Source organism: Halopseudomonas formosensis, assembly GCF_900115905.1.
GTDB classification, from domain to species: Bacteria; Pseudomonadota; Gammaproteobacteria; order Pseudomonadales; family Pseudomonadaceae; genus Halopseudomonas; species Halopseudomonas formosensis.
The window spans coordinates 418,499-438,660 of sequence record NZ_FOYD01000001.1; the positions used below are offsets into that span (position 1 = coordinate 418,499).

Consider the following 20,162-nt stretch of genomic DNA (forward strand, 5'->3'; position numbering starts at 1 on the left):
TCAGATCTCTACGGGGGTGTCAGGGTGGTTGCCCCATTCGGACCAGGAGCCGGCGTAGGCCCTGATGCGGGGATAACCGAGAATTTTTGCCGCCAGGTAGGTGAAACCGGAGCGGTGGTGGGTCTGGCAGTGGGTGACCACCTCCTTGTCCGGCGTGATACCCAGCGCCTGCAGACGGCTGGCCAGATCCTCGCGCAGGCGCAGCCCGCGTTGCGGGTCCATGCCCGAGGTCCACTCGAAGTTGATCGCCCCGGGAATATGTCCGCCCTTGGCGGCAAACACCCGCACACCCTGGTGCTCGGCGGGGGAGCGGGCGTCCCAGATGACCCGGTCCGGGTTGTCCAGATCAGCCATCAGGGTATCCACGTCTATGGTGGGGCTGGTATCTATCTGCAGGGTCGGCTGGGTGGGCTCGACCTGATTGATCTGGCGCTCCAGGGGCAGACCCTCGTCGTGCCAGGCCACCAGGCCGCCGTTGATATAGCTGTATCTGTGATGCCCGACGCTGTCGAGCAGCCAGATGAAACGGCCGGCCCAGCCGCCACCCTCGTCGTCGTAGACAATGTAATGCAGCTGGTCGTGATGGCCCAGGCTGCCGAGGATATGCTGCAGGCTCTGCACATCGGGCAGCAGGCCGGGGCGCGGCGCCGGGGAGGTCAGGCTGCCCGGCGGCAGGTGCACGGCGCCGGGAATATGGCCGGCCAGGTACTGCTCCGAGCGGCTCAGATCCACCAGCCGGAAGCGGGTCGGATCCAGCTCGGCCGGTAGATCGGTGGGCTCCAGCAGGAGGGGAAGGGTGGTGTCGGTCATGATCTGTTCCAATTATTCCTGTGCCGGTGCGCCAGCCGGTGACCGGCTGACGTTATAATGCGCTCAAAATTTTCCGGGGCTGGCCGATAGCAGGGAGTCGGCGCAGTCCTCTGCGTGTGGTTGCGGCATGCCGACTGCAGACTATAACGCGAAAGCGGCCGAGTTGCTGTTCAGGGATCGTGAGTTCTTATGTTGAAAATTGCGGGTTATGTGGTTGTCATCGCCAGTGTGCTGGGCGGTTTTCTCATGTCCGGCGGCGCGCTCGCCGCGTTGTGGCATCCGTTCGAGATAGTGATCATAGGTGGTGCGGCCTTCGGCGCCTTCCTGGTGGCCAACAACCTGTCACTGGTGAAGGGCGTCTTTGCCAAGATACCCCAGATCATCTTCGGTCACCGCTACAGCAAGCCCTTCTATCTGGACGTACTCGGGCTGCTCTACGAGATCCTCAACAAGAGTCGCCGCGAGGGCATGATGGCCATCGAGGCGGACGTCGAGGAGCCGCGGGAGAGCCCGATCTTTGCCAAGTACCCTGCCATTCTCAAGGATGAACGCATGACGGCGTTCATCTGCGACTACCTGCGCATCATGTCCACCGGCACCATGGCGCCGCACGAGCTCGAAGCGCTGTTCGATGTGGAAATCTCCACCCTGACCGAGGAGCTGAGCGAGCCGTCCCATGCACTGAACCGGGTGGCGGATGCCCTGCCGGGCTTCGGTATCGTCGCGGCGGTACTGGGCATCGTCATCACCATGAGCATCCTCGGTGAGGCGGACAACGCCATGATCGGCGAGAAGGTGGCCACCGCCCTGGTCGGTACCTTCCTGGGGATTCTTGCCGCCTACGGTTTCGTCGGACCCTTTGCCGCGGCCATGCAGCAGGATGCCAACGAGGAAGCCAATACCTACGAGGCAATCAAGATGTGCCTGGTCGCCAGTGCCCAGGGTCTGCCCCCGGCGCTGGCCGTGGAGTTCGGGCGCAAGGCTCTGTTCGCGGCGGCCCGCCCGAGCTTTGCCGAGCTGGAAGCTTCGGTCAAGGGGCGCTGAGTCGTGTCCGCCAGCGAACAGCCGATCATCGTCAAGCGGGTCAGCCGCCGGGCCGGCGGCCACCACGGTGGCTCCTGGAAGATCGCCTTTGCCGACTTTGCCATTGCCATGATGGCGTTCTTTCTGGTGATGTGGCTGGTCACCGTGGCGACGCCGGAACAGCTGAAGATGGTGTCCCAGTACTTCAAGGATCCGATCAATTTCGACGGGGGCAGCCCGCATCCGATCGACCTGGGCGGCTCGCCGACCCCGGCCCCCCAGCGCACCCTCAACGAACTGACGGTGGACAGCGAACCGCGTCCGGAGATGCCGGCGCCGGAGGCCGAGCAGACGCCGGATATAGTGGAGCTGCGCGAGCTAGACCTGCTGCTGCAGGAGCTGCAGAACAAGATCGAAACCGAACCGGTGCTGCAGCGGTTCCGCGAACAGATCCTCATGGAGTTCACCATGGAAGGGTTGCGCATCCAGATCGTCGATGCCGAGAACCGGCCGATGTTCGCCAGTGGCAGTCCTGATCTGCAGCCCTATTTCGAGGACATACTGCTGGCGCTGAGCGACACCATTGCGAAGTCGCCGAAGAAGATCAGCATCAGCGGCCATACCGACGCCATGCCCTTCGTCGGGCGACCTGACTACGGCAACTGGGAACTGTCCGCCCAGCGTGCCAACGCCGCGCGTCGCACCCTGGAGGTGGCGGGCTATCCGAAGGACCAGATAGCACGGGTGGTGGGCTATGCCGATTCGGCCCTGTTTGACGCGGGCAATCCGCTCAACCCGATCAACCGCCGGATCGACATCGTGGTGATGAACCGCCGGGCGGAGCAGGATCTGGTCCGCCAGACCGGCGTGCCGCCCGCTGCCGCGGTGGAGACCCCGGACTCCTCTTCGGTTCCGGCGCCGGAAGCTGCGCAGCCCGTCTCGGCTACAGCCAGCCAGCCCGCACCGCCGCCCGCAGAGCCCCGTACCTCGCGCAACCTGTTCGAGGCGGACAATCCGCTGCGCCAGCTGCGTCCCTGAGTGCGCTGGCCGGCAGTGTCCGGCCCTGCGCTTCAATCCTCCGTCAGGCTGCCCCGGATGTGCCGGTAACTTTCCATGCGACCTGCGGAGATGGCACCGCTGGCCACCGCATCGAGCAGGGCGCAGCCGGGTTCATGGACATGCTGACAGTCCCGGAAGCGACAGTGGCCGAGGAAGGGACGGAACTCGATAAAGCCTTCCAGCAGGTCCGCATGGCTGATGTGGGTCAGGCCGAACTCGCGTATGCCGGGGGAGTCGATCAGGTCCCCGCCTGCGGGGAAGTGGAACAGCCGGGCGGTGGTAGTGGTATGGGTTCCCTTGCCGGTCATCTCGGACAGGGCGCCGACGCGCAGATCGGCATCAGGCAGCAGGGCATTGATCAGCGAGGACTTGCCCACGCCGGATTGGCCGACGAACACGTTGACGTGCCCGCGCAGCTCCTCGCGCAATTGATCCAGACCGTTGCCCGAGTCCGCCGACAGGCACAGGGTGCGATAGCCGAGGGCGGCGTAATCATCCAGCCAGCCGCGGATCTGCGCATGCTCCGGCTGCGCCAGCAGGTCGGCCTTGTTCAGTACCAGCAGAGGCTCGAGCCCGGCCTGTTCGGCGGCCACCAGGTAGCGGTCGATCAGGTTGCGGTGCGGCTGGGGCAGGGGAGCGAAGACGATGACCAGGCGGTCGACATTGGCCGCCACCGGCTTGAGCTGGCCCCGATGGTCCGGGCGGTAGAGCTCCGTGCGGCGGGGCTGCAGGGCAACGATCACGCCGCTCTGCTGGTTGTCTGCACGCCAGACCACGCGGTCACCCGTCACCAGGGCCGGCAGATTGGCGCGACGGTGGCAGCGGCGCACCTGACCGCGGTCCTCGCCCTCCAGTACCTCGACATCCACCTGGACGCCGAAATGGGCGATCACCAGCCCCTCCTGTTCCGGGCCCAGGTCGCCCCCGAGCAGGGTTTCCTCGGCCCGCTCGCCCCGGCGGTTGGCGCGGGCGCTGCGTTCTTCCTGAATTTTCTCGATGCGCCATTTCTGGCGCCGGGTAAGGTTTCGCTTGGCCATGGTCGTTTCTTGGGATAATCCGCCGCAGTGTAGCACGGGCAGCGTATACTGATGCGCTACCTTCACTGCGCAGGAGCCGCCATGAAACACCCCGACAATCTGATCTGGATTGACCTGGAGATGACCGGGCTGGATCCGGACAAGGACGTCATCATCGAGATCGCCACCGTGGTCACCGACTCCCAGCTCAACGTACTGGCCGAGGGTCCGGTGCTGGCGGTCAAACAGCCCGACGAGCTGCTCGATGGCATGGATGAGTGGAATACCCGTCAGCACAACCAGTCCGGCCTGGTGAAACGGGTCCGTGAAAGCCGCGTCGATGCCGCCGAGGCCGAGCGCCAGACCCTGGCGTTCCTGCAGCAGTGGGTGCCCGCCGGCCGCTCGCCCATGTGCGGCAACAGCATCTGCCAGGACCGGCGCTTCCTCTATCGGGGCATGCCCGAGCTGGAGCGTTTCTTCCACTACCGCAATCTGGATGTGTCAACCCTCAAGGAACTGGCCGCACGCTGGGCCCCGGCGGTGCGCGATGGCTTCCAGAAGGAAAGCAGCCACCTGGCGCTGGATGATATCCGTGACTCCATCGCCGAGCTGCGCCATTACCGCGAGCATTTCATCAAGGTTTGATCAGTCGGCATCTGGCTTCTGCGCTGGTCCTTCGCACTTTCGCACCCGGGCGGTCCGGCGATCCGGCGGGTGCTCCTACGGGCAGGCGTTGGTGGTTTTGTAGGAGCACCCGCCCCGGGTGCGAACCGATGCTACGGGAACCTATTGTGAGGCCGGTCCCCCGGCGAAGGGTCTACCCGGCAGCCGCGCCCTCTCCGTCAGGGCTGATGCCATGCTGCGCCAATGCCCATATCACATGCTCGCGCACCAGTTCCGAGGGGTGCGCCAGTCGGCTGCGCAGGGCCTCTATCACCGGGATGCTGGTGCGGGCGTTGCCCAGGCCCACCGCCAGGTTGCGTAACCAGCGTTCGTGGCCGATGCGGCGGATCGGTGAGCCTTCGGTGTTTCTCAGAAACTCTTCTTCGTCCCAACGGAACAGACTGACCAGGTCGGCCTGGTCGAGCTGATGCCGGGGGCTGAAGTCGGGCTCCCGGGCAGGGCTGGCAAACTTGTTCCACGGGCACACCAGCTGACAATCGTCACAGCCGAACACCCGGTTGCCCATGGGCGCGCGCAGCTCCTCGGGGATGGCACCCTTGAGCTCGATGGTCAGGTAGGAGATGCAGCGCCGGGCATCCAGCACCTGCGGGCCGACGAAGGCGTCAGTCGGACAGCGGCTCAGACAGGCGCTGCAGCTGCCGCAATGGTGCTGGTCGAAGGGCGCATCCACCGGCAGGGGCAGATCGGTGTACAGCTCACCGAGAAAGAAGTAACTGCCCGCCCGCGGGTTGATCAGCAGGGTGTTCTTGCCGATCCAGCCCAGCCCCGCGCGGCTGGCCAGGGCGCGCTCCATGACCGGGGCGCTGTCGACGAAGGCGCGGTAGCCGAAGGGACCGATCAGCGCCTGGATACGTTCGGCCAGTTGCTGCAGTCGGCGGCGCATCAGCTTGTGGTAGTCACGGCCCAGGGCGTAGCGTGACACATAAGCGCTGTCCGGGTCGGCCAGCCGTTGGGCCATGCGGCTGTCCCCCGGCAGGTAGTCCATGCGCACCGAGATCACCCGACAGGTGCCGGGTACCAGCTCGGCGGGACGGGTGCGCTTGGTGCCATGGCTGGCCATCCACTCCATCTCGCCATGATAGCCGGCCTCCAGCCACCGCTGCAGATGCTGCTCATGCTCGCCGATATCGGCATCGGTGATGCCCAGCTGCTGGAACCCGAGTTCGCTGGCGATGCTGCGTATGCGGTCGGCCAGGGCGGCATGGTCGTGGCTGGGGGAGGACATGGATTAGAGTACCTGCTTGACTGAACGTATAATTCTGCCAGACATCCATCAGGTTGACATGCCCATGCATCCCGAACTGCCCCGACTGCTGTACAGCGCCGCCGCGACCCGTGAGCTGGATGCGCGGATCATTGCCGCCGGTACCCCGGGATTCGAACTGATGCGCCGCGCCGCCGTGGCGGTATGGCGGGAATTGCGCAGTCGCTGGCCGCAGGCGCGGCAACTGACGGTGCTGTGCGGGGGTGGCAACAATGCCGGTGACGGCTATCTGATCGCCCAGCTGGCGCATCTGGCAGGCTGGCGGGTCCGCGCTGTGGCTGTGAGTCCGCCCGAGCGCCTGGTTGGTGACGCAGCGCTGGCCCTGGCCGCAGCACGGGATGCCGGCGTGCCGATCGAGGCCTGGCCGGTCGCGCTGCCCGAAGACGGCGTGCTGGTGGACGCGCTGCTGGGCACCGGTCTGGATCGCCCGGTGGGCGAGCCCTTTGCCGGGGCGATTGCGGCGATCAACCGTTCCGGCCTGCCGGTGGTGGCGGTGGATCTACCCAGCGGGCTGCAGGCCGACACCGGTGCGGTACTCGGCTGCGCCGTGCGCGCCGACCTGACGGTCACCTTCATCGCCGTCAAGCCGGGACTGCTGACCGGCCAGGGCCCGGATCAGGCAGGTCAGCTGCGTTTCGCGGCGCTGGTCGAGTCTACCGGGCAGGGCGTGAGGCCCATGCTGGAACGGCTGGAGCTGGGTCACCAGGCCGGTCTTGCGCCCCGACCACGGGCCGCCCACAAGGGCATGTTCGGGCATCTGCTGCTGATCGGCGGCAACCGGGGCATGGGCGGCGCCATACTGCTGGCGGCACAGGCCGCCCTGCGCGCCGGTGCCGGCAAGGTCAGTGTGGCGACCCGGGCCGAACATCTGGGAGCAATGCTGACCCGCTGCCCGGAAGTGATGGCGCATGGGGTGGCGGATCCGGCACAATTGGCGCCATTACTGGACCAGGCCACCGCTGTAGTGGTAGGCCCGGGCCTGGGGCGCGACGACTGGGCGCGTGGCTTGCTGGACAGCGCCCTCCAGCGGGGGCTGCCCTGCATTCTGGACGCCGATGCCCTCAACCTGCTTGCCGGCCAGTCAGTGGTACTGGGCGAAGCGGCTGTCATCACGCCGCACCCCGCCGAAGCCGCCCGACTGCTGGGGATCAGCACCGCGCAGGTGCAGGCCGACAGGCCCTGGGCCGTCCGTGAGCTGGCGGAACGCTTCGGCTGTACCGCGGTCCTCAAGGGTGTGGGTTCGCTGGTGGCTGATGCTGCAGGTGAGCGGCTCCCCGGTCTGTGCAGCCATGGCAATCCGGGTATGGCCACCGCCGGTATGGGCGATGTGCTGTCCGGGCTGGTGGGGGCACTGCTGGCGCAGCGCATGGCAGCGCCGGAGGCAGCCCGTCTGGCAGTGCTGGTCCATGCCCTGGCCGGGGACCGGGCCGCCCGCGAACAGGGCGAGCTGGGCATCCTGGCCAGTGACCTTGTCGAACACATACGTTATTACCTGAACCTGCGGAACTGTAGATGAGCCTGGAAGTGCATGTACTGGGTGATCAGGCCATGGAGAGCCTGGGAGCGGAGATCGGTCGAGCGCTGGAATGGCGCGGCAGTATCTGGCTGAGTGGAGATCTGGGCGCCGGCAAGACCACGCTCAGCCGCGGCCTTATCCGTGCGGCGGGGCACACCGGCGCGGTGAAGAGTCCGACCTTCACCCTGGTCGAGCCCTACGAACTGGGGGAGCGGCAGATCTACCACTTCGATCTTTACCGCCTGGCCGATCCCGAGGAGTTGGAGTTTCTGGGCATTCGTGACTATTTTTCCGACAACAGCCTCTGTCTAGTAGAATGGCCGGAAAAGGGGGATGGCGTTCTGCCGGTGCCGGATCTGTGTATCCGCATCCGGGTAGAGGGCGCCGGCCGTATCTTGCAGATTGACGGACAGGGACCGCGCGGCCAGGCTGCATGTCAGCGGCTGCATAGCTCAAGAGGCACGACAACGCCGTGACGATCAGAACGACAATAAGGTATGCCGCCGCTCTGCTGGTAGCCGCCAGCATGCTGTTCTGCGGTCTGCTGCAGGCGGCTCAGATCAATAATGTGCGGCTCTGGCGGGCACCGGACAACACCCGGCTGGTGTTCGACCTGAGCGGGCCCGCCGACCATACGCTGTTCACTCTCGCCAGCCCCGAGCGGATCGTCATCGATATCAGTGGCACCACCTTCAACGCCTCGACCAGCAACCTGGCGCTGGAGAATACGCCGCTGACCGGCCTGCGCTCGGCGCCCCGGGATGGCTCCGACCTGCGCGTGGTGCTGGACCTGTCACGCCAGGTGACCGCCAAGAGTTTCTCGCTGCCACCCAACCAGCAGTATGGCCATCGTCTGGTGATCGACCTCTACGATCAGGAGCCGGCCCCTTCGCTGCCTCCGCGCGCCGAGCCCAGCGCCTCACCCCTGCCGCAGACGCCGACCCGATCGGTGACCGAGGCCGGGCAGCGCGATGTGATCATTGCTCTGGACGCCGGTCACGGCGGTGAGGACCCCGGTGCCATCGGTCACAACAAGGCGCTGGAAAAGGACGTGGTGCTGGCAATCGCCCGGGAGCTCAAGACCCTGATCGATGCCGAGCCCGGGTTCAGGGCCGTGCTGGTGCGTACCGGTGACTACTTCATCCCATTGCGCCGCCGCACCGAGATTGCCCGCCGGCACAATGCCGATCTGCTGGTCTCCATCCACGCCGACGCCTTTACCCGGCCCAGTGCCTTTGGCGCATCGGTGTTCGCCCTGTCCGACCGGGGGGCTACCTCGGAAACCGCACGCCTGCTGGCGGATCGGGAGAACCGCTCCGACCTTATCGGTGGTGTGGGCGGGGTGAGCCTGGACAACAAGGACCAGGTGCTGGCCAGCGTGCTGCTCGACCTGTCGATGACCGCGACCCTGTCGGCCAGCCTGGACGTGGGCCAGCAGGTGCTCAGCTCCATCGGCCAGATCACTCCCTTGCACAAGCGCCGGGTCGAACAGGCTGGTTTCATGGTGCTCAAGTCGCCGGACATCCCGTCAATCCTGGTCGAGACCGGATTCATCTCCAACCCGGGGGAAGCGCAGAAACTGGTGACCCGCAGTCACCAGCAGGCTCTGGCGCGGGCCATGCTCGGCGGGATCCGCGGCTACTTCCACCGCAACCCGCCGCCGGGCACCCGACTGGCCGCGCTCAAGAGCAATGGCCAGCTGGCCCAGGTGGATCGCGAGTACACGGTGCGCAGGGGTGATACCCTGTCGCTGATTGCCACCCGGCACGATGTCAGCCTGGCCAGCCTGCGCCAGGCCAATGGGTTGCGCAACGATCAGATTCGAGTGGGGCAGGTACTCAAGGTACCGGCCTCCAGCATGTTGGTGAAAAATGACCCCTGATGCGGTCATGGGGTTGAAGATGTCCCGAATACATTTGTTGACGCCGCGGCTGGCCAACCAGATCGCCGCCGGTGAAGTGGTGGAACGGCCGGCCTCGGTCATCAAGGAGCTGCTGGAAAACAGCCTGGATGCCGGCGCTACTCGCGTTGATATCGATGTCGAGCAGGGCGGCGTGAAGCTGTTGCGGGTGCGCGATGATGGTCGCGGCATCGCCCATGAGGATCTGCCGCTGGCCCTGTCGCGCCATGCCACCAGCAAGATTACCGATCTGGATGATCTGGAGCGGGTGGCCACCCTGGGCTTTCGCGGCGAGGCGCTGGCCTCGATCAGCTCGGTATCGCGCCTGCTGCTGACCTCCTGTGCCGAAGACGCAGATCAGGCCTGGCAGGTCGAGACCGAGGGGCGCGACATGAACCCCCGGGTTCAGCCGGCTGCCCACCCGCAGGGCACCACGGTCGAAGTGCGCGACCTGTTCTTCAACACGCCGGCACGGCGCAAGTTTCTGCGTACCGAGAAAACCGAGTTCGGCCACCTCGAGGAGGTGGTCAAGCGCCTGGCATTGTCGCGCTTCGATGTGGCCTTCAATCTGCGTCACAACGGCCGTACCGTACTCAGCCTGCGACCGGCACATACCGAGCAGGAAGCCCGGCGCCGGGTGGCCAGCATCTGCGGTCCCGCCTTCGTCGAGCAATCGGTGACCATCGACCAGGAGCGCGGCGGTCTGAGGCTCTGGGGCTGGGTGGGGCTGCCGACCTTTTCCCGCAGTCAGGCGGATCTGCAGTATTTCTGCGTCAATGGCCGGATGATCCGTGACAAGCTGGTCGCCCATGCGGTGCGCCAGGCCTACCGGGACGTGCTGTTCAACGGCCGGCACCCGACCTTCGTACTCTTTCTCGAGCTGGACCCGGCGGTGGTGGATGTCAACGTGCACCCGACCAAGCATGAGGTGCGCTTCCGTGACGGCCGCATGGTGCATGATTTCCTGTTCAGTACCCTGTACCGGGCGCTGGCGGACCAGCGTCCCGACGGTCAGGCGCCCGGTGATGCCGGTTCGCTCGCCGGGGCGGAGGCGCTGCAGTCAACCGGTCCGGTGAATACCGTCAGCGGCATAGATGCCGGCGTGTTCTCCGGGCAGACCCGCATGCCGTTGCACGAGCCTGCCGCCGGCTGGTCGGTTCCGCCGGTCACCCGTCCGGAACCCGGGCAGCTGGCCGCCGCCACCCGTTCCTATGCCGATCTGTATGGTGAGCCGGCGGCCCCGTCCATGCCGATGGCCGAAGTCGAAGCTGGCGAGGTGCCGCCACTGGGCTACGCCATTGCCCAGCTGCATGGCATTTACATCCTGGCGGAGAATGCCGAGGGTCTGGTGGTGGTCGACATGCATGCCGCCCATGAGCGCATCACCTACGAGCGCCTGAAGCAGGCCATGGATCTGGAAGGCCTGCGCAGCCAGCCGCTGCTGGTGCCTGAAACCCTGGCGGTGAGTCAGCGCCAGGCCGACTGCGCCGAAGAACACGCCCAGTGGTTTGCCCGGCTGGGCTTCGCCCTGCAGCGCATGGGGCCCGAAACACTGGCGATCCGCGAGATTCCGGCGCTCCTGCGCCAGGCCGATGCCGCCCAGCTGGTGCTGGACGTGATCGCCGACCTGATGGAGTACGGTACCAGCGACCGGATCGAGGCGCACCGCAACGAGCTGCTGGCGACCATGGCCTGCCACGGCTCGGTCCGCGCCAATCGGCGGCTGACGCTGGCGGAAATGAATGCGCTGCTGAGGGACATGGAACAGACCGAGCGCAGCGGCCAGTGCAATCACGGGCGCCCGACCTGGACGCGCATGAGCATGGCCGAGCTGGACAAGCTGTTCCTGCGGGGGCGCTAGATGACTTCCCCTGCTTCGCCCACGGTGATCTGCCTGATGGGGCCGACCGCCGCGGGCAAGACCGACCTGGCCCTGCATCTGGCCGAGCATCTGCCCTGTGAACTGATCAGCGTCGATTCGGCGCTGGTCTATCGGGGCATGGACATAGGCACAGCCAAGCCCGACGCGGCCACCCTGGCTCGCTACCCCCACCACCTGGTGGACATCCTCGATCCGGCCGAGGCCTATTCGGCGGCGCGTTTCCGTGTCGATGCCCAGGCGCTGATCACGGACATCCTCGAGCGCGGGCGCATCCCGCTGCTGGTCGGCGGTACCATGCTGTACTTCAAGGCCCTGGCTGGGGGGCTGGCACAGATGCCCTCGGCCGACCCGCAGGTGCGTCAGCGCATCGAGGCTATGGCGGCCGCCGCAGGCTGGGAGGCCGTGCACGGGGAGCTGGCGAAGGTCGATCCGCAGGCGGCGCAGCGCATCCACCCCAATGACCCGCAGCGCATCCAGCGGGCCTATGAGGTGTTTCTGCTGACCGGCGTGCCGCTCAGCGAATGGCATCGTCGCCAGGCGCTGGAAAATGCCGAAAGCAGCGCGACTGGCAGGCCGAATATGTCCTATACTACGCGCTATGTGGCTGTGGCTCCGCGTGAGCGGCATATTCTCCACGAACGCATTGCCCTGCGCTTCCAGCAGATGATGGAGCAGGGGTTCCTTGCCGAGGTGGAAGCCCTGCATGCGCGGGGGGATCTGGATGTGTCGATGCCGTCGATCAGGGCTGTGGGGTACCGGCAGGCCTGGGACTATCTCGAGGGGAGACTCTCGCTGGAGGAGATGGTCGAGCGCGGGGTAATTGCCACCCGGCAGTTGGCGAAGCGCCAGTTCACCTGGCTGCGCGGTTGGCATGAGGAAATCGAATGGTTCGACAGCCTGGATCCGAAAAGATCAGACAAGCTCTTGAAACATCTCAGGACAATCGCCATATAGCTTATCCCGTTCTGTCGGCAGGTTTCGGGCTGTCCGTCTCTGGCGGACCGGCCAGATGATTTTTTGTTTCGAAAACAGTTTCTCTACTAGTTTCCATAAGGAGTGAGTAATGTCAAAAGGGCATTCCCTACAAGACCCTTACCTGAACGTCCTGCGCAAGGAACGTGTTCCGGTATCCATCTATCTGGTCAACGGCATCAAGCTGCAGGGGCAGATCGAATCCTTCGACCAGTTCGTCATCCTGCTGAAGAACACCGTCAGCCAGATGGTCTACAAGCATGCCATTTCCACCGTGGTTCCGGGCCGTCCGGTGCGTCTGCCGGCTCAGGGTGGTGATGAAGCCGAGGCAGGTAATCCTTGAGCCTGAAGGTGGCCTGATTGTTCTTCGAGCGCCATGAAGGGGGTGAGCGGGCGGTACTCGTTCATCTCGAAAGTCAGGACGAGCACAGTCGTGAGGACCCTCAGGAGTTTCTCGAACTGGTAAGGTCAGCGGGCGCCGAGGTGGTCGATTTCATGACCATCACCCGCTATCAGCCCAGCCCGCGTTTCCTGATCGGCAGCGGCAAGGTGGACGAGCTGCGTGCGCTGGTCAAGGCGGGGGAGGGTGACCTGGTCATCTTCAATCATGTTCTTACCCCCAGCCAGGAGCGCAACCTGGAGCGCGAACTGGAGTGCCGGGTAATCGACCGTACCGGTCTGATTCTGGATATCTTCGCCCAGCGCGCCCGTACCCACGAGGGCAAGCTGCAGGTCGAGCTGGCCCAGCTCGATCATCTGAGTACCCGTCTGGTCCGCGGCTGGACCCACCTTGAGCGGCAAAAGGGTGGTATCGGCCTGCGTGGTCCGGGGGAAACCCAGCTGGAAACCGACCGCCGTCTGCTGCGGGTGCGCATCAAGCAGATCACCAAGCGTCTGGAGAAGGTCCGCAGCCAGCGTGATCAGGCCCGACGTGCACGGCGACGGGCGGAAATCCCCGTGGTCTCCCTGGTCGGCTATACCAACGCCGGCAAATCCACCCTGTTCAACCGGCTGACCGAGGCGGCGGTATACGCCGCCGATCAGCTGTTCGCGACCCTGGATCCGACCCTGCGCCGCATCGAGCTGGCCGATATAGGCCCTGTCGTGCTGGCCGATACCGTAGGTTTCATCCGCCATCTGCCGCACAAGCTGGTAGAGGCTTTCCGTGCCACGCTGGAGGAATCCAGTCAGGCCGATCTGCTGTTGCATGTGATCGACTCCGCCGATCCCGAGCGGACTTCCAATATCGAGCAGGTGCATCTGGTGCTGGGCGAGATCGGCGCCCTTGAGCTGCCGATTCTCGAGGTCTACAACAAGATCGACCTGCTTGAGGACTTCGAGCCGCAGATACAGCGCGACGAGCAGGGAGTGGCGGTACGTGTCTGGCTCTCCGCACGGGACGGGAAGGGGCTGGACCTGCTGGCGCAGGCGATTGCCGAGCGGCTGGGCGAGGACATAGTACAGCAGAGCATACTGCTCGAGCACGCTGAAGCCCGACTGCGCGCGCAATTCTATGCCGCCGGCGCGGTCACAGCTGAACGTGTGACCGAGGATGGCCGGCAACAGCTGGACCTGCGCCTGCCCCGGGCGGACTTCAACCGCCTGGTCAAACGCGAGGGCTGGCAGCCCGACGCCTTCCTCGAGCAACATACTTTGCAATAATGGATGCTGGCCGCGGTTCGCGAAGCGGCCGGCATTTGCTGTAGGATGCGCGAATGATTGTGTCGGCCGGCGGGCCGACCTGAGCGGTTTCACGGTTTTTGACAACGGAGAACGCTATGGCGTGGAATGAGCCTGGTGGCGGTAACAATTCGAACAACCAGGATCCCTGGGGCGGCGGTAACCGTGGCGGCGGTGACAACCGCGGCGGCAAACAGGGGCCGCCGGACCTGGACGAGGCCCTGCGCAAGCTGCAGGACAGCCTGAACGGCATTTTCGGCAACAAGAAGCGTGGCGGCGGTGCCGGTGGCAACGGCCGGCGCGTCGGTGGTGGCCAGGGTATCCCCCGGGGAGCCTGGGTCATCGGTGGGGTGCTGCTGTTCGTATTCTGGTTGTTCAACGCCATCTACATGGTCGACGAGCAGGAGCAGGCGGTCATTCTGCGGTTCGGTGAGTACAACCGTACGGTTGAATCGGGTCTGCATATCTACTTCCCGCCGATCGAGAAGAAATTCCAGCGCAACGTCACCGCAATCCGTTCCTATCGCCAACAGGGTCAGATGCTGACCGAGGACGAGAACATCGTCGAGGTGCCGCTGGCGGTGCAGTACCGTATTTCCAACCTGGAGAATTTCGTGCTCAAGGTAGAGGATCCGGAAACCAGTCTGCGCCATGCCACCGAAAGTGCCCTGCGCCACGTGGTGGGTTCAACCCCCATGCACCAGGTACTGACCGAAGGGCGTGAACAGATGGGGGTGGAAACCACCGAACGTCTGCAGCGCTATCTGGATGCCTACGAGACCGGTATTACCGTGGTTCAGGTGAACATCGAGAGCGCTCAGGCACCGGCGGAGGTGCAGGATGCCTTTGATGACGTGATCCGTGCCCGGGAGGACGAGGTGCGTGAGCGCAACCTGGCCGAATCCTATGCCAACAGTGTCATTCCGGAAGCCCGCGGTCAGGCCCAGCGCCTGCTCGAAGAGGCCAACGGCTATCGTCAGGCGGTAGTGGCGCGGGCCCAGGGTGAGGCCGAGCGCTTCAACCTGCTGATCAGCGAATACCGTCAGGCGCCGGAGGTCATGCGCGAGCGCCTGTATATCGAGACCCTGCAGGATGTGCTGAGCAATACCAGCAAGATCATGGTGTCGGGCGAGGGCAACAGCAATCTGCTGTACCTGCCGATCGACAAGCTGATGCAACAGGGCGGCAGCACCGGATCGTCATCCTCCAGCAGCCAATCGGCCGGCACCGCCACCGGGGCGGACGCCAGCAACCGCATACCGGTTCAACTGCAGCAGCGTGATCTGCGTTCAAGGGAGGCTCGCTGATGAGTAACAAATCGATTTTCGGATTGATCGTCGCGCTGGTGGTGATCGTTGTCGGCTGGAACAGCTTCTACATCGTCTCCGAGACTCAGCGTGGGCTGGTGCTGCAGTTCGGTAAGGTGGTGCGTGATGATGTGCCCTCCGGTCTGCATTTCAAGCTGCCCTTTGTGCAGGAGGCCAAGCTGTTCGATGCCCGCCTGCTGACCCTGGACACGGCTACCCAGCGTTACCTGACCCTGGAGAAGAAGGCGCTGATGGTGGATTCCTTCGCCAAGTGGCGCATCATCAATGTCCAGCGCTACTACACCGCTACCTCCGGCATGCGCTCCATCGCTGAGGAGCGTCTGTCCCGGCAGCTGGAGTCAGGTCTGCGCAACGAGGTGGCTCGCCGCACCCTGCACGAGGTCGTGGCGGGCGAGCGTGACCAGCTGATGGCGGACATCACCGCCGACCTCAACCGGGTTGCCAGTCGCGAGATGGGCATCGAGGTGCTGGACGTGCGGGTCAAGGCCATCGATCTGCCGCGGGAAGTCAACCGCAGCGTGTTCGAGCGCATGAGCTCGGAGCGTGAGCGTGAGGCACGTGAACACCGCGCCAAGGGCCGCGAGCTGGCTGAAGGTATCCGCGCCGACGCCGACCGTCAGCAGCGGGTGATCCTGGCCGAGGCCTTCCGCGAAGCCGAGGAGATCCGCGGTCAGGGTGATGCCGAGGCGGCATCCATCTACGCGGCGGCCTACAACAAGGATCCGGAGTTCTACTCCTTCTACCGCAGCCTGCAGGCTTATCGGGAAAGCTTCTCCAGCAAGTCCGACGTGCTGGTGCTGGATCCGGACAGCGAGTTCTTCCGGTTCTTCCAGGGGGCGCAGCGGCCCTGATCGGAAACTGGCCACACTTGTCCGCCGGGCAGGTGTGGCCACCTCAAAACATGCTACAATCGCGCAGCCGGGCCCTCCCGGCTTTTTTGTGACCGGTGGTTCCGGGATAGAGGTATGAGCCGATGTGGCAGAGTCTGGCGACGGCGCTGTGTCTGGTGCTGGTGATCGAAGGTCTGATGCCGTTTCTTGCCCCCGCGACCTGGAAGCGCATGCTGGCAGCTGTGAGCCTCATGGGAGAGCGTCAGCTGCGTGTGGCCGGCCTGTTGTGCATGCTGACGGGTACGGCCTGTCTGTACCTGATCCGCTAACGAAATTAAGGTTCTGATGATGCCTACTGTTGATCGCTGGCTCTTGCCTGACGGGATCGAGGAAGTGCTGCCCGAGGAGGCGGCGCGTACCGAAGCCGCCCGCCGGCAACTGCTTGATCTGTTTTCCCGCTGGGGCTATGACCTGGTCATTACCCCGCATATCGAATATCTGGAATCCCTCCTGACCGGCTCCGGTCATGATCTCGACCTGCAGACCTTCAAGATGACTGACCGTCTGTCCGGCCGCATGCTGGGCCTGCGCGCAGACATCACGCCCCAGGTGGCGCGTATCGACGCCCATACCCTCGGTGCCGAAGGCCCCAGTCGTCTATGCTATTGCGGCAGTGTCCTGCACACGCTGCCGCGACCGCTGTCCACCTCGCGCAGCCTGATTCAGCTGGGTGCGGAACTCTACGGCGACGCCTCCAGCGCCAGCGACATCGAAGTCATCTCGCTGATGCTGGAAACCCTCGCAGCGAGCCGGGTAGAGAATGTGCATCTGGATCTGGGCCATGTCGGCATCTACCGTGGTCTGGTGCAGGCCGCCGAGCTGGACGAGGCTACCGAGCGGGCGCTGTTCGATGCACTGCAGCGCAAGGCCGGGGATGAAGTGCGTGAGCTAACCTCCCACATCACCCAGCCGGAGCTGGCGGCCATGCTCAGTGGTCTGGTGGACCTGTCCGGGGATGCGCAGGTGCTGGAGCGCGCCCATGTCCTGCTCAAGGGTGCACCGGAGAGCATCATGGTCGCCCTGGATGAGCTGTCGGAGATTGCCCGGGTACTGGGGCGGCGCTATCCGCAGGTGCCGCTGTATTTCGACCTGGCCGAGCTGCGTGGCTATCACTACCACACCGGGGTGACCTTCGCGGCCTTCATACCGGGAACCGGCCAGAGCATCGCCCAGGGCGGCCGGTACGATGAGATCGGCCGGGACTTCGGCCGGGCGCGCCCGGCGACGGGTTTTTCCACCGACCTGCGCCTGCTGGTGGCATGCGGTGAGATTCAGGCAGATGGCCGCCGCGATCGCGGCATCTGGGCACCCCATGGCGAGCAGCCGGGGTTGCAGGAGAAGGTGGCAGAGCTGCGGCAGGCGGGCGAGCGGGTGATCGCGGCGCTGCCGGGGCAGGTGGATGCCGATGCAGCGCAACTGGGATGTGATCGCATACTGCGTTTTGCAAACGACGGCTGGCAGGTTGACGAACTGCAAGTTTGATTTTCTGGCCCCCGGGCCGATTCATATTGAGTGAGGCAAGAGCTGAACATGGGTAAGAATGTTGTCATCCTGGGCACCCAGTGGGGTGATGAGGGCAAGGGCAAGATCGTCGATCTGCTGACCGATCAGGTATCCGCCGTCGTGCGCTATCAGGGCGGTCACAACGCCGGCCACACCCTGGTGATCGATGGCGAGAAGACAGTACTGCACCTGATCCCCTCGGGCATCCTGCGCGAGAATGTCATGTGCTACATCGGCAACGGTGTGGTGCTGTCCCCGGAAGCGCTGATCAAGGAAGTGGGTGGGCTGGAAGCCCGTGGCGTGCCGGTACGCGACCGCCTGCGCATCAGCCCCGCCTGTCCGCTGATCCTGCCCTACCACGTGGCGCTGGATCAGGCCCGCGAGAACGCCCGCGGCGAAGCCAAGATCGGCACCACCGGTCGTGGTATCGGTCCGGCCTATGAGGACAAGGTATCCCGCCGCGGCCTGCGCGTCGGTGACCTGTTCCATCGCGAGCGCTTTGCCGCCAAGCTCGGCGAGGTACTGGATTACCACAACTTCGTGCTGAAGAACTATTACAAGGTCGAGCCGATCGACTTCCAGAAGACCCTGGAAGAGGCGCTGGCCTTTGCCGACTGGCTGAAGCCCCTGGTAATCGACGTGACTGCCCGTCTGCACGAGCTGCGCCGCCAGGGTGCCAATATCATGTTCGAGGGTGCCCAGGGCACGCTGCTGGACATCGACCACGGTACCTATCCCTACGTCACCAGCTCCAACACTACCGCCGGCGGTACCTCCACCGGTTCCGGTGTCGGCCCGCTGTACCTGGATTACGTGCTGGGTATCACCAAGGCCTACACCACCCGTGTCGGCTCCGGTCCTTTCCCCACCGAGCTGTTCGACGATATCGGCGAGCGCCTGGCTACCCGCGGTCACGAGTTCGGCTCCACCACCGGACGTGCGCGTCGCTGCGGCTGGTTCGATGCGGTGATCCTGCGTCGGGCGATCGAGATCAACAGTATCAGCGGTCTGTGCCTGACCAAGCTGGATGTGCTCGACGGTCTGGATTCGATCCGCATCTGCGTGGGCTACCGCGACGACGAGGGCAACCTGATCGAAGCCCCCAGCGATGCCGACAGCTACACCGGACTGGAGCCGGTCTACGAAGAAATGCCCGGCTGGAGCGAATCCACCCTGGGCATCCAGACCGTCGAAGGGCTGCCGGCTGCTGCGCAGGCCTACATCAAGCGGATCGAGGAGCTGGTGGGCGCCCCCATCGACATCATCTCCACCGGTCCCGACCGCAACGAGACCATCATCCTGCGGCAGATCTTCTGACCCGCTGCCGGGCGACTGCCGCCCGGCGACCATCACTGCCTGCTCTTTCCCGCACTGCGCGGGATAGCAGGCAATGATGCTCAGCGCTACACTCCCTCTCTTCTGATCCGATAGATTCGATGCTCCCGCGACCCGGGACGCTGGGTTGTCAGAACCATGCGCAAAGACACCATCTCCGTTCGCCTGTTGCAGGAAGCCCTGCTCGGGTTTACCCGTTCCGGCCAGAGCGCCGAGGCGCTGTTGGCAGAGTTGGGGTTTGCGCAACTGCCGCTGCATCAGCCTGACGAGCGGATATCGGTGGACCACTACAGTGCAGTCTGGCTACGACTGGCCGCAGCACATGATGACGAGTTCTTCGGCATGGACCCGCGACCGTTGCGGGTTGGCAGTTTCTCCTTTCTGTGCCGAACAGGCATCAGCCAGCCGACCGTGGGGCAGGCGCTTATCCATATAGTCAATTTTCTTGGCTTGATGCTGGAGAATTTCCGCGGACGCCTGATACGCAGCCGCAGTCTTGCCGAGATTGTGCTCGACGAGACGCCGGGGCAGGCGCAACGTCCGTTTGCCTATTTCACCTACTGGATGATAGTGCATGGACTCGCCTGCTGGCTGGCCGGGCGGCGCATCCCCCTGCTGGCGGTCGAGCTGCGTTGTCCGGAGCCGGAGTATATTGACGATTATCAGGTAATGTTCTCCGACAATCTGCGCTTCGGCCAATCCTGCACCCGCATCATCTTCGCAGCCGAAGCATTGGATGTACCGGTCCGGCGCACTGAGTCGGAGGTGCGTGCATTTCTGGAACAGGCACCAGGCAATATTCTGGTGCGCTACCGGGATGCCAACAGTCTGGTCAGTCAGATACGTAATGTTCTGCGTGCCCTGCCTGCTGCCGATTGGCCCACCAGCGAGGCCCTTGCGCAATCACTGTGCATGTCACCATCAACCCTGCGCCGGCGGCTGCTGGCCGAAGGTGTTCAGTATCAGGGGATCAAGGACAGCCTGCGGGAAGAGCAGGCGACTCGGTGGCTGGCGGAACCGACGATCAGCTACCCTGACATCGCCGAGCGGCTCGGCTTTGCCGATGTGAGCTCGTTCTACAAGGCCTTCCGTAAATGGACAGGTACCAATCCGGGGCATTATCGACAGCTGATCCTGGGGGAGCAGTGACGCCGGCCGCCCCGCTGTTGGGATACCTCCCGCTCACCACGCCCGTGTCTCCGTTACCCGCGGTTGCCCCGGGCCGATCCATCTGCTGAATACCTGGCTTGTGTTCCAAAGGTGTCCAGTTGTCCGAGACTTTGTCTTAATATGAAACACC

The 20,162-nt window shown here is 64.5% G+C and carries 19 protein-coding genes; 16 read left to right on the forward strand and 3 right to left on the reverse strand.

All coding sequences use genetic code 11. The features are described from left to right. Nucleotides 1-810 (reverse strand): rhodanese-like domain-containing protein, encoded by an 810-nt coding sequence (locus BM046_RS02015; RefSeq protein WP_177197764.1) that lies wholly within the window; start codon nucleotides 808-810, stop codon nucleotides 1-3. 189 nt (nucleotides 811-999) lie between these two features. Between BM046_RS02015 and motA the strand changes: the two genes are divergently transcribed. Together motA and motB are read left to right on the forward strand one after the other, a co-directional pair. After that, nucleotides 1,000-1,854, forward strand: coding sequence for a flagellar motor stator protein MotA (motA, locus tag BM046_RS02020; protein WP_090536461.1), 855 nt, complete (start codon nucleotides 1,000-1,002; stop codon nucleotides 1,852-1,854). Nucleotides 1,855-1,857: 3 nt separating this feature from the next. Beyond that, the gene (gene motB, locus BM046_RS02025; protein WP_090536463.1) at nucleotides 1,858-2,871 is read left to right on the forward strand and encodes a flagellar motor protein MotB; all 1,014 of its coding nucleotides are present in this window, start codon (nucleotides 1,858-1,860) and stop codon (nucleotides 2,869-2,871) included. Nucleotides 2,872-2,903: 32 nt separating this feature from the next. Here motB and rsgA read toward each other — a convergent pair whose 3' ends face one another. Continuing rightward, nucleotides 2,904-3,929: a small ribosomal subunit biogenesis GTPase RsgA gene (rsgA, locus tag BM046_RS02030; RefSeq protein ID WP_090536465.1), complete on the reverse strand. Its 1,026-nt coding sequence runs from the start codon at nucleotides 3,927-3,929 to the stop codon at nucleotides 2,904-2,906. 81 nt (nucleotides 3,930-4,010) lie between these two features. Here rsgA and orn point away from each other — a divergent pair, with 81 nt between their 5' ends. Next, complete coding sequence (gene orn, locus BM046_RS02035; protein WP_090536467.1) at nucleotides 4,011-4,553, forward strand: oligoribonuclease; 543 nt, start codon at nucleotides 4,011-4,013, stop codon at nucleotides 4,551-4,553. 172 nt (nucleotides 4,554-4,725) lie between these two features. Here orn and queG read toward each other — a convergent pair whose 3' ends face one another. Beyond that, entirely contained in the window at nucleotides 4,726-5,817 is a 1,092-nt protein-coding gene (queG, locus tag BM046_RS02040; protein WP_090536468.1) for a tRNA epoxyqueuosine(34) reductase QueG, read from the reverse strand. Between the two features lie 64 nt (nucleotides 5,818-5,881). On the opposite strand from queG, the gene BM046_RS02045 reads away from it, so the two are divergent. The 13 genes from BM046_RS02045 (at nucleotide 5,882) to BM046_RS02105 (ending at nucleotide 20,011) form a co-directional block, all read left to right on the forward strand. Further along, nucleotides 5,882-7,372 carry an NAD(P)H-hydrate dehydratase gene (locus BM046_RS02045; protein ID WP_407920428.1) on the forward strand — a complete coding sequence of 497 codons (1,491 nt, stop codon included), beginning with the start codon at nucleotides 5,882-5,884 and terminating at the stop codon, nucleotides 7,370-7,372. Then, nucleotides 7,369-7,848 carry a tRNA (adenosine(37)-N6)-threonylcarbamoyltransferase complex ATPase subunit type 1 TsaE gene (gene tsaE / locus BM046_RS02050; protein WP_090536472.1) on the forward strand — a complete coding sequence of 160 codons (480 nt, stop codon included), beginning with the start codon at nucleotides 7,369-7,371 and terminating at the stop codon, nucleotides 7,846-7,848. The genes BM046_RS02045 and tsaE overlap by 4 nt, the downstream gene beginning before the upstream one ends. A 50-nt stretch (nucleotides 7,849-7,898) precedes the next feature. Further along, the gene (locus BM046_RS02055; protein WP_090536474.1) at nucleotides 7,899-9,254 is read left to right on the forward strand and encodes an N-acetylmuramoyl-L-alanine amidase; all 1,356 of its coding nucleotides are present in this window, start codon (nucleotides 7,899-7,901) and stop codon (nucleotides 9,252-9,254) included. Nucleotides 9,255-9,273: 19 nt separating this feature from the next. Further along, nucleotides 9,274-11,133 carry a DNA mismatch repair endonuclease MutL gene (gene mutL, locus BM046_RS02060; protein ID WP_090536873.1) on the forward strand — a complete coding sequence of 620 codons (1,860 nt, stop codon included), beginning with the start codon at nucleotides 9,274-9,276 and terminating at the stop codon, nucleotides 11,131-11,133. Next, nucleotides 11,134-12,108: a tRNA (adenosine(37)-N6)-dimethylallyltransferase MiaA gene (miaA, locus tag BM046_RS02065; RefSeq protein ID WP_090536475.1), complete on the forward strand. Its 975-nt coding sequence runs from the start codon at nucleotides 11,134-11,136 to the stop codon at nucleotides 12,106-12,108. Nucleotides 12,109-12,217: 109 nt separating this feature from the next. After that, complete coding sequence (hfq, locus tag BM046_RS02070) at nucleotides 12,218-12,469, forward strand: RNA chaperone Hfq (protein WP_090536477.1); 252 nt, start codon at nucleotides 12,218-12,220, stop codon at nucleotides 12,467-12,469. 17 nt (nucleotides 12,470-12,486) lie between these two features. Then, nucleotides 12,487-13,788, forward strand: a complete 1,302-nt coding sequence (hflX, locus tag BM046_RS02075; protein WP_090536479.1) for a ribosome rescue GTPase HflX — start codon at nucleotides 12,487-12,489, stop codon at nucleotides 13,786-13,788. Between the two features lie 116 nt (nucleotides 13,789-13,904). Then, nucleotides 13,905-15,113, forward strand: a complete 1,209-nt coding sequence (hflK, locus tag BM046_RS02080; protein WP_090536481.1) for an FtsH protease activity modulator HflK — start codon at nucleotides 13,905-13,907, stop codon at nucleotides 15,111-15,113. Further along, nucleotides 15,113-15,985: a protease modulator HflC gene (gene hflC, locus BM046_RS02085; protein WP_090536483.1), complete on the forward strand. Its 873-nt coding sequence runs from the start codon at nucleotides 15,113-15,115 to the stop codon at nucleotides 15,983-15,985. The genes hflK and hflC overlap by 1 nt, the downstream gene beginning before the upstream one ends. A 122-nt stretch (nucleotides 15,986-16,107) precedes the next feature. Continuing rightward, entirely contained in the window at nucleotides 16,108-16,293 is a 186-nt protein-coding gene (locus BM046_RS02090; protein WP_090536485.1) for a DUF2065 domain-containing protein, read from the forward strand. Between the two features lie 19 nt (nucleotides 16,294-16,312). Beyond that, nucleotides 16,313-17,506, forward strand: coding sequence for an ATP phosphoribosyltransferase regulatory subunit (locus BM046_RS02095; protein WP_090536487.1), 1,194 nt, complete (start codon nucleotides 16,313-16,315; stop codon nucleotides 17,504-17,506). A 48-nt stretch (nucleotides 17,507-17,554) separates the two neighbouring features. Continuing rightward, the gene (locus BM046_RS02100) at nucleotides 17,555-18,844 is read left to right on the forward strand and encodes an adenylosuccinate synthase (RefSeq protein WP_090536489.1); all 1,290 of its coding nucleotides are present in this window, start codon (nucleotides 17,555-17,557) and stop codon (nucleotides 18,842-18,844) included. Between the two features lie 156 nt (nucleotides 18,845-19,000). Next, nucleotides 19,001-20,011, forward strand: coding sequence for an AraC family transcriptional regulator (locus BM046_RS02105; protein ID WP_090536491.1), 1,011 nt, complete (start codon nucleotides 19,001-19,003; stop codon nucleotides 20,009-20,011). The last annotated feature ends 151 nt before the right edge of the window (nucleotides 20,012-20,162 follow it).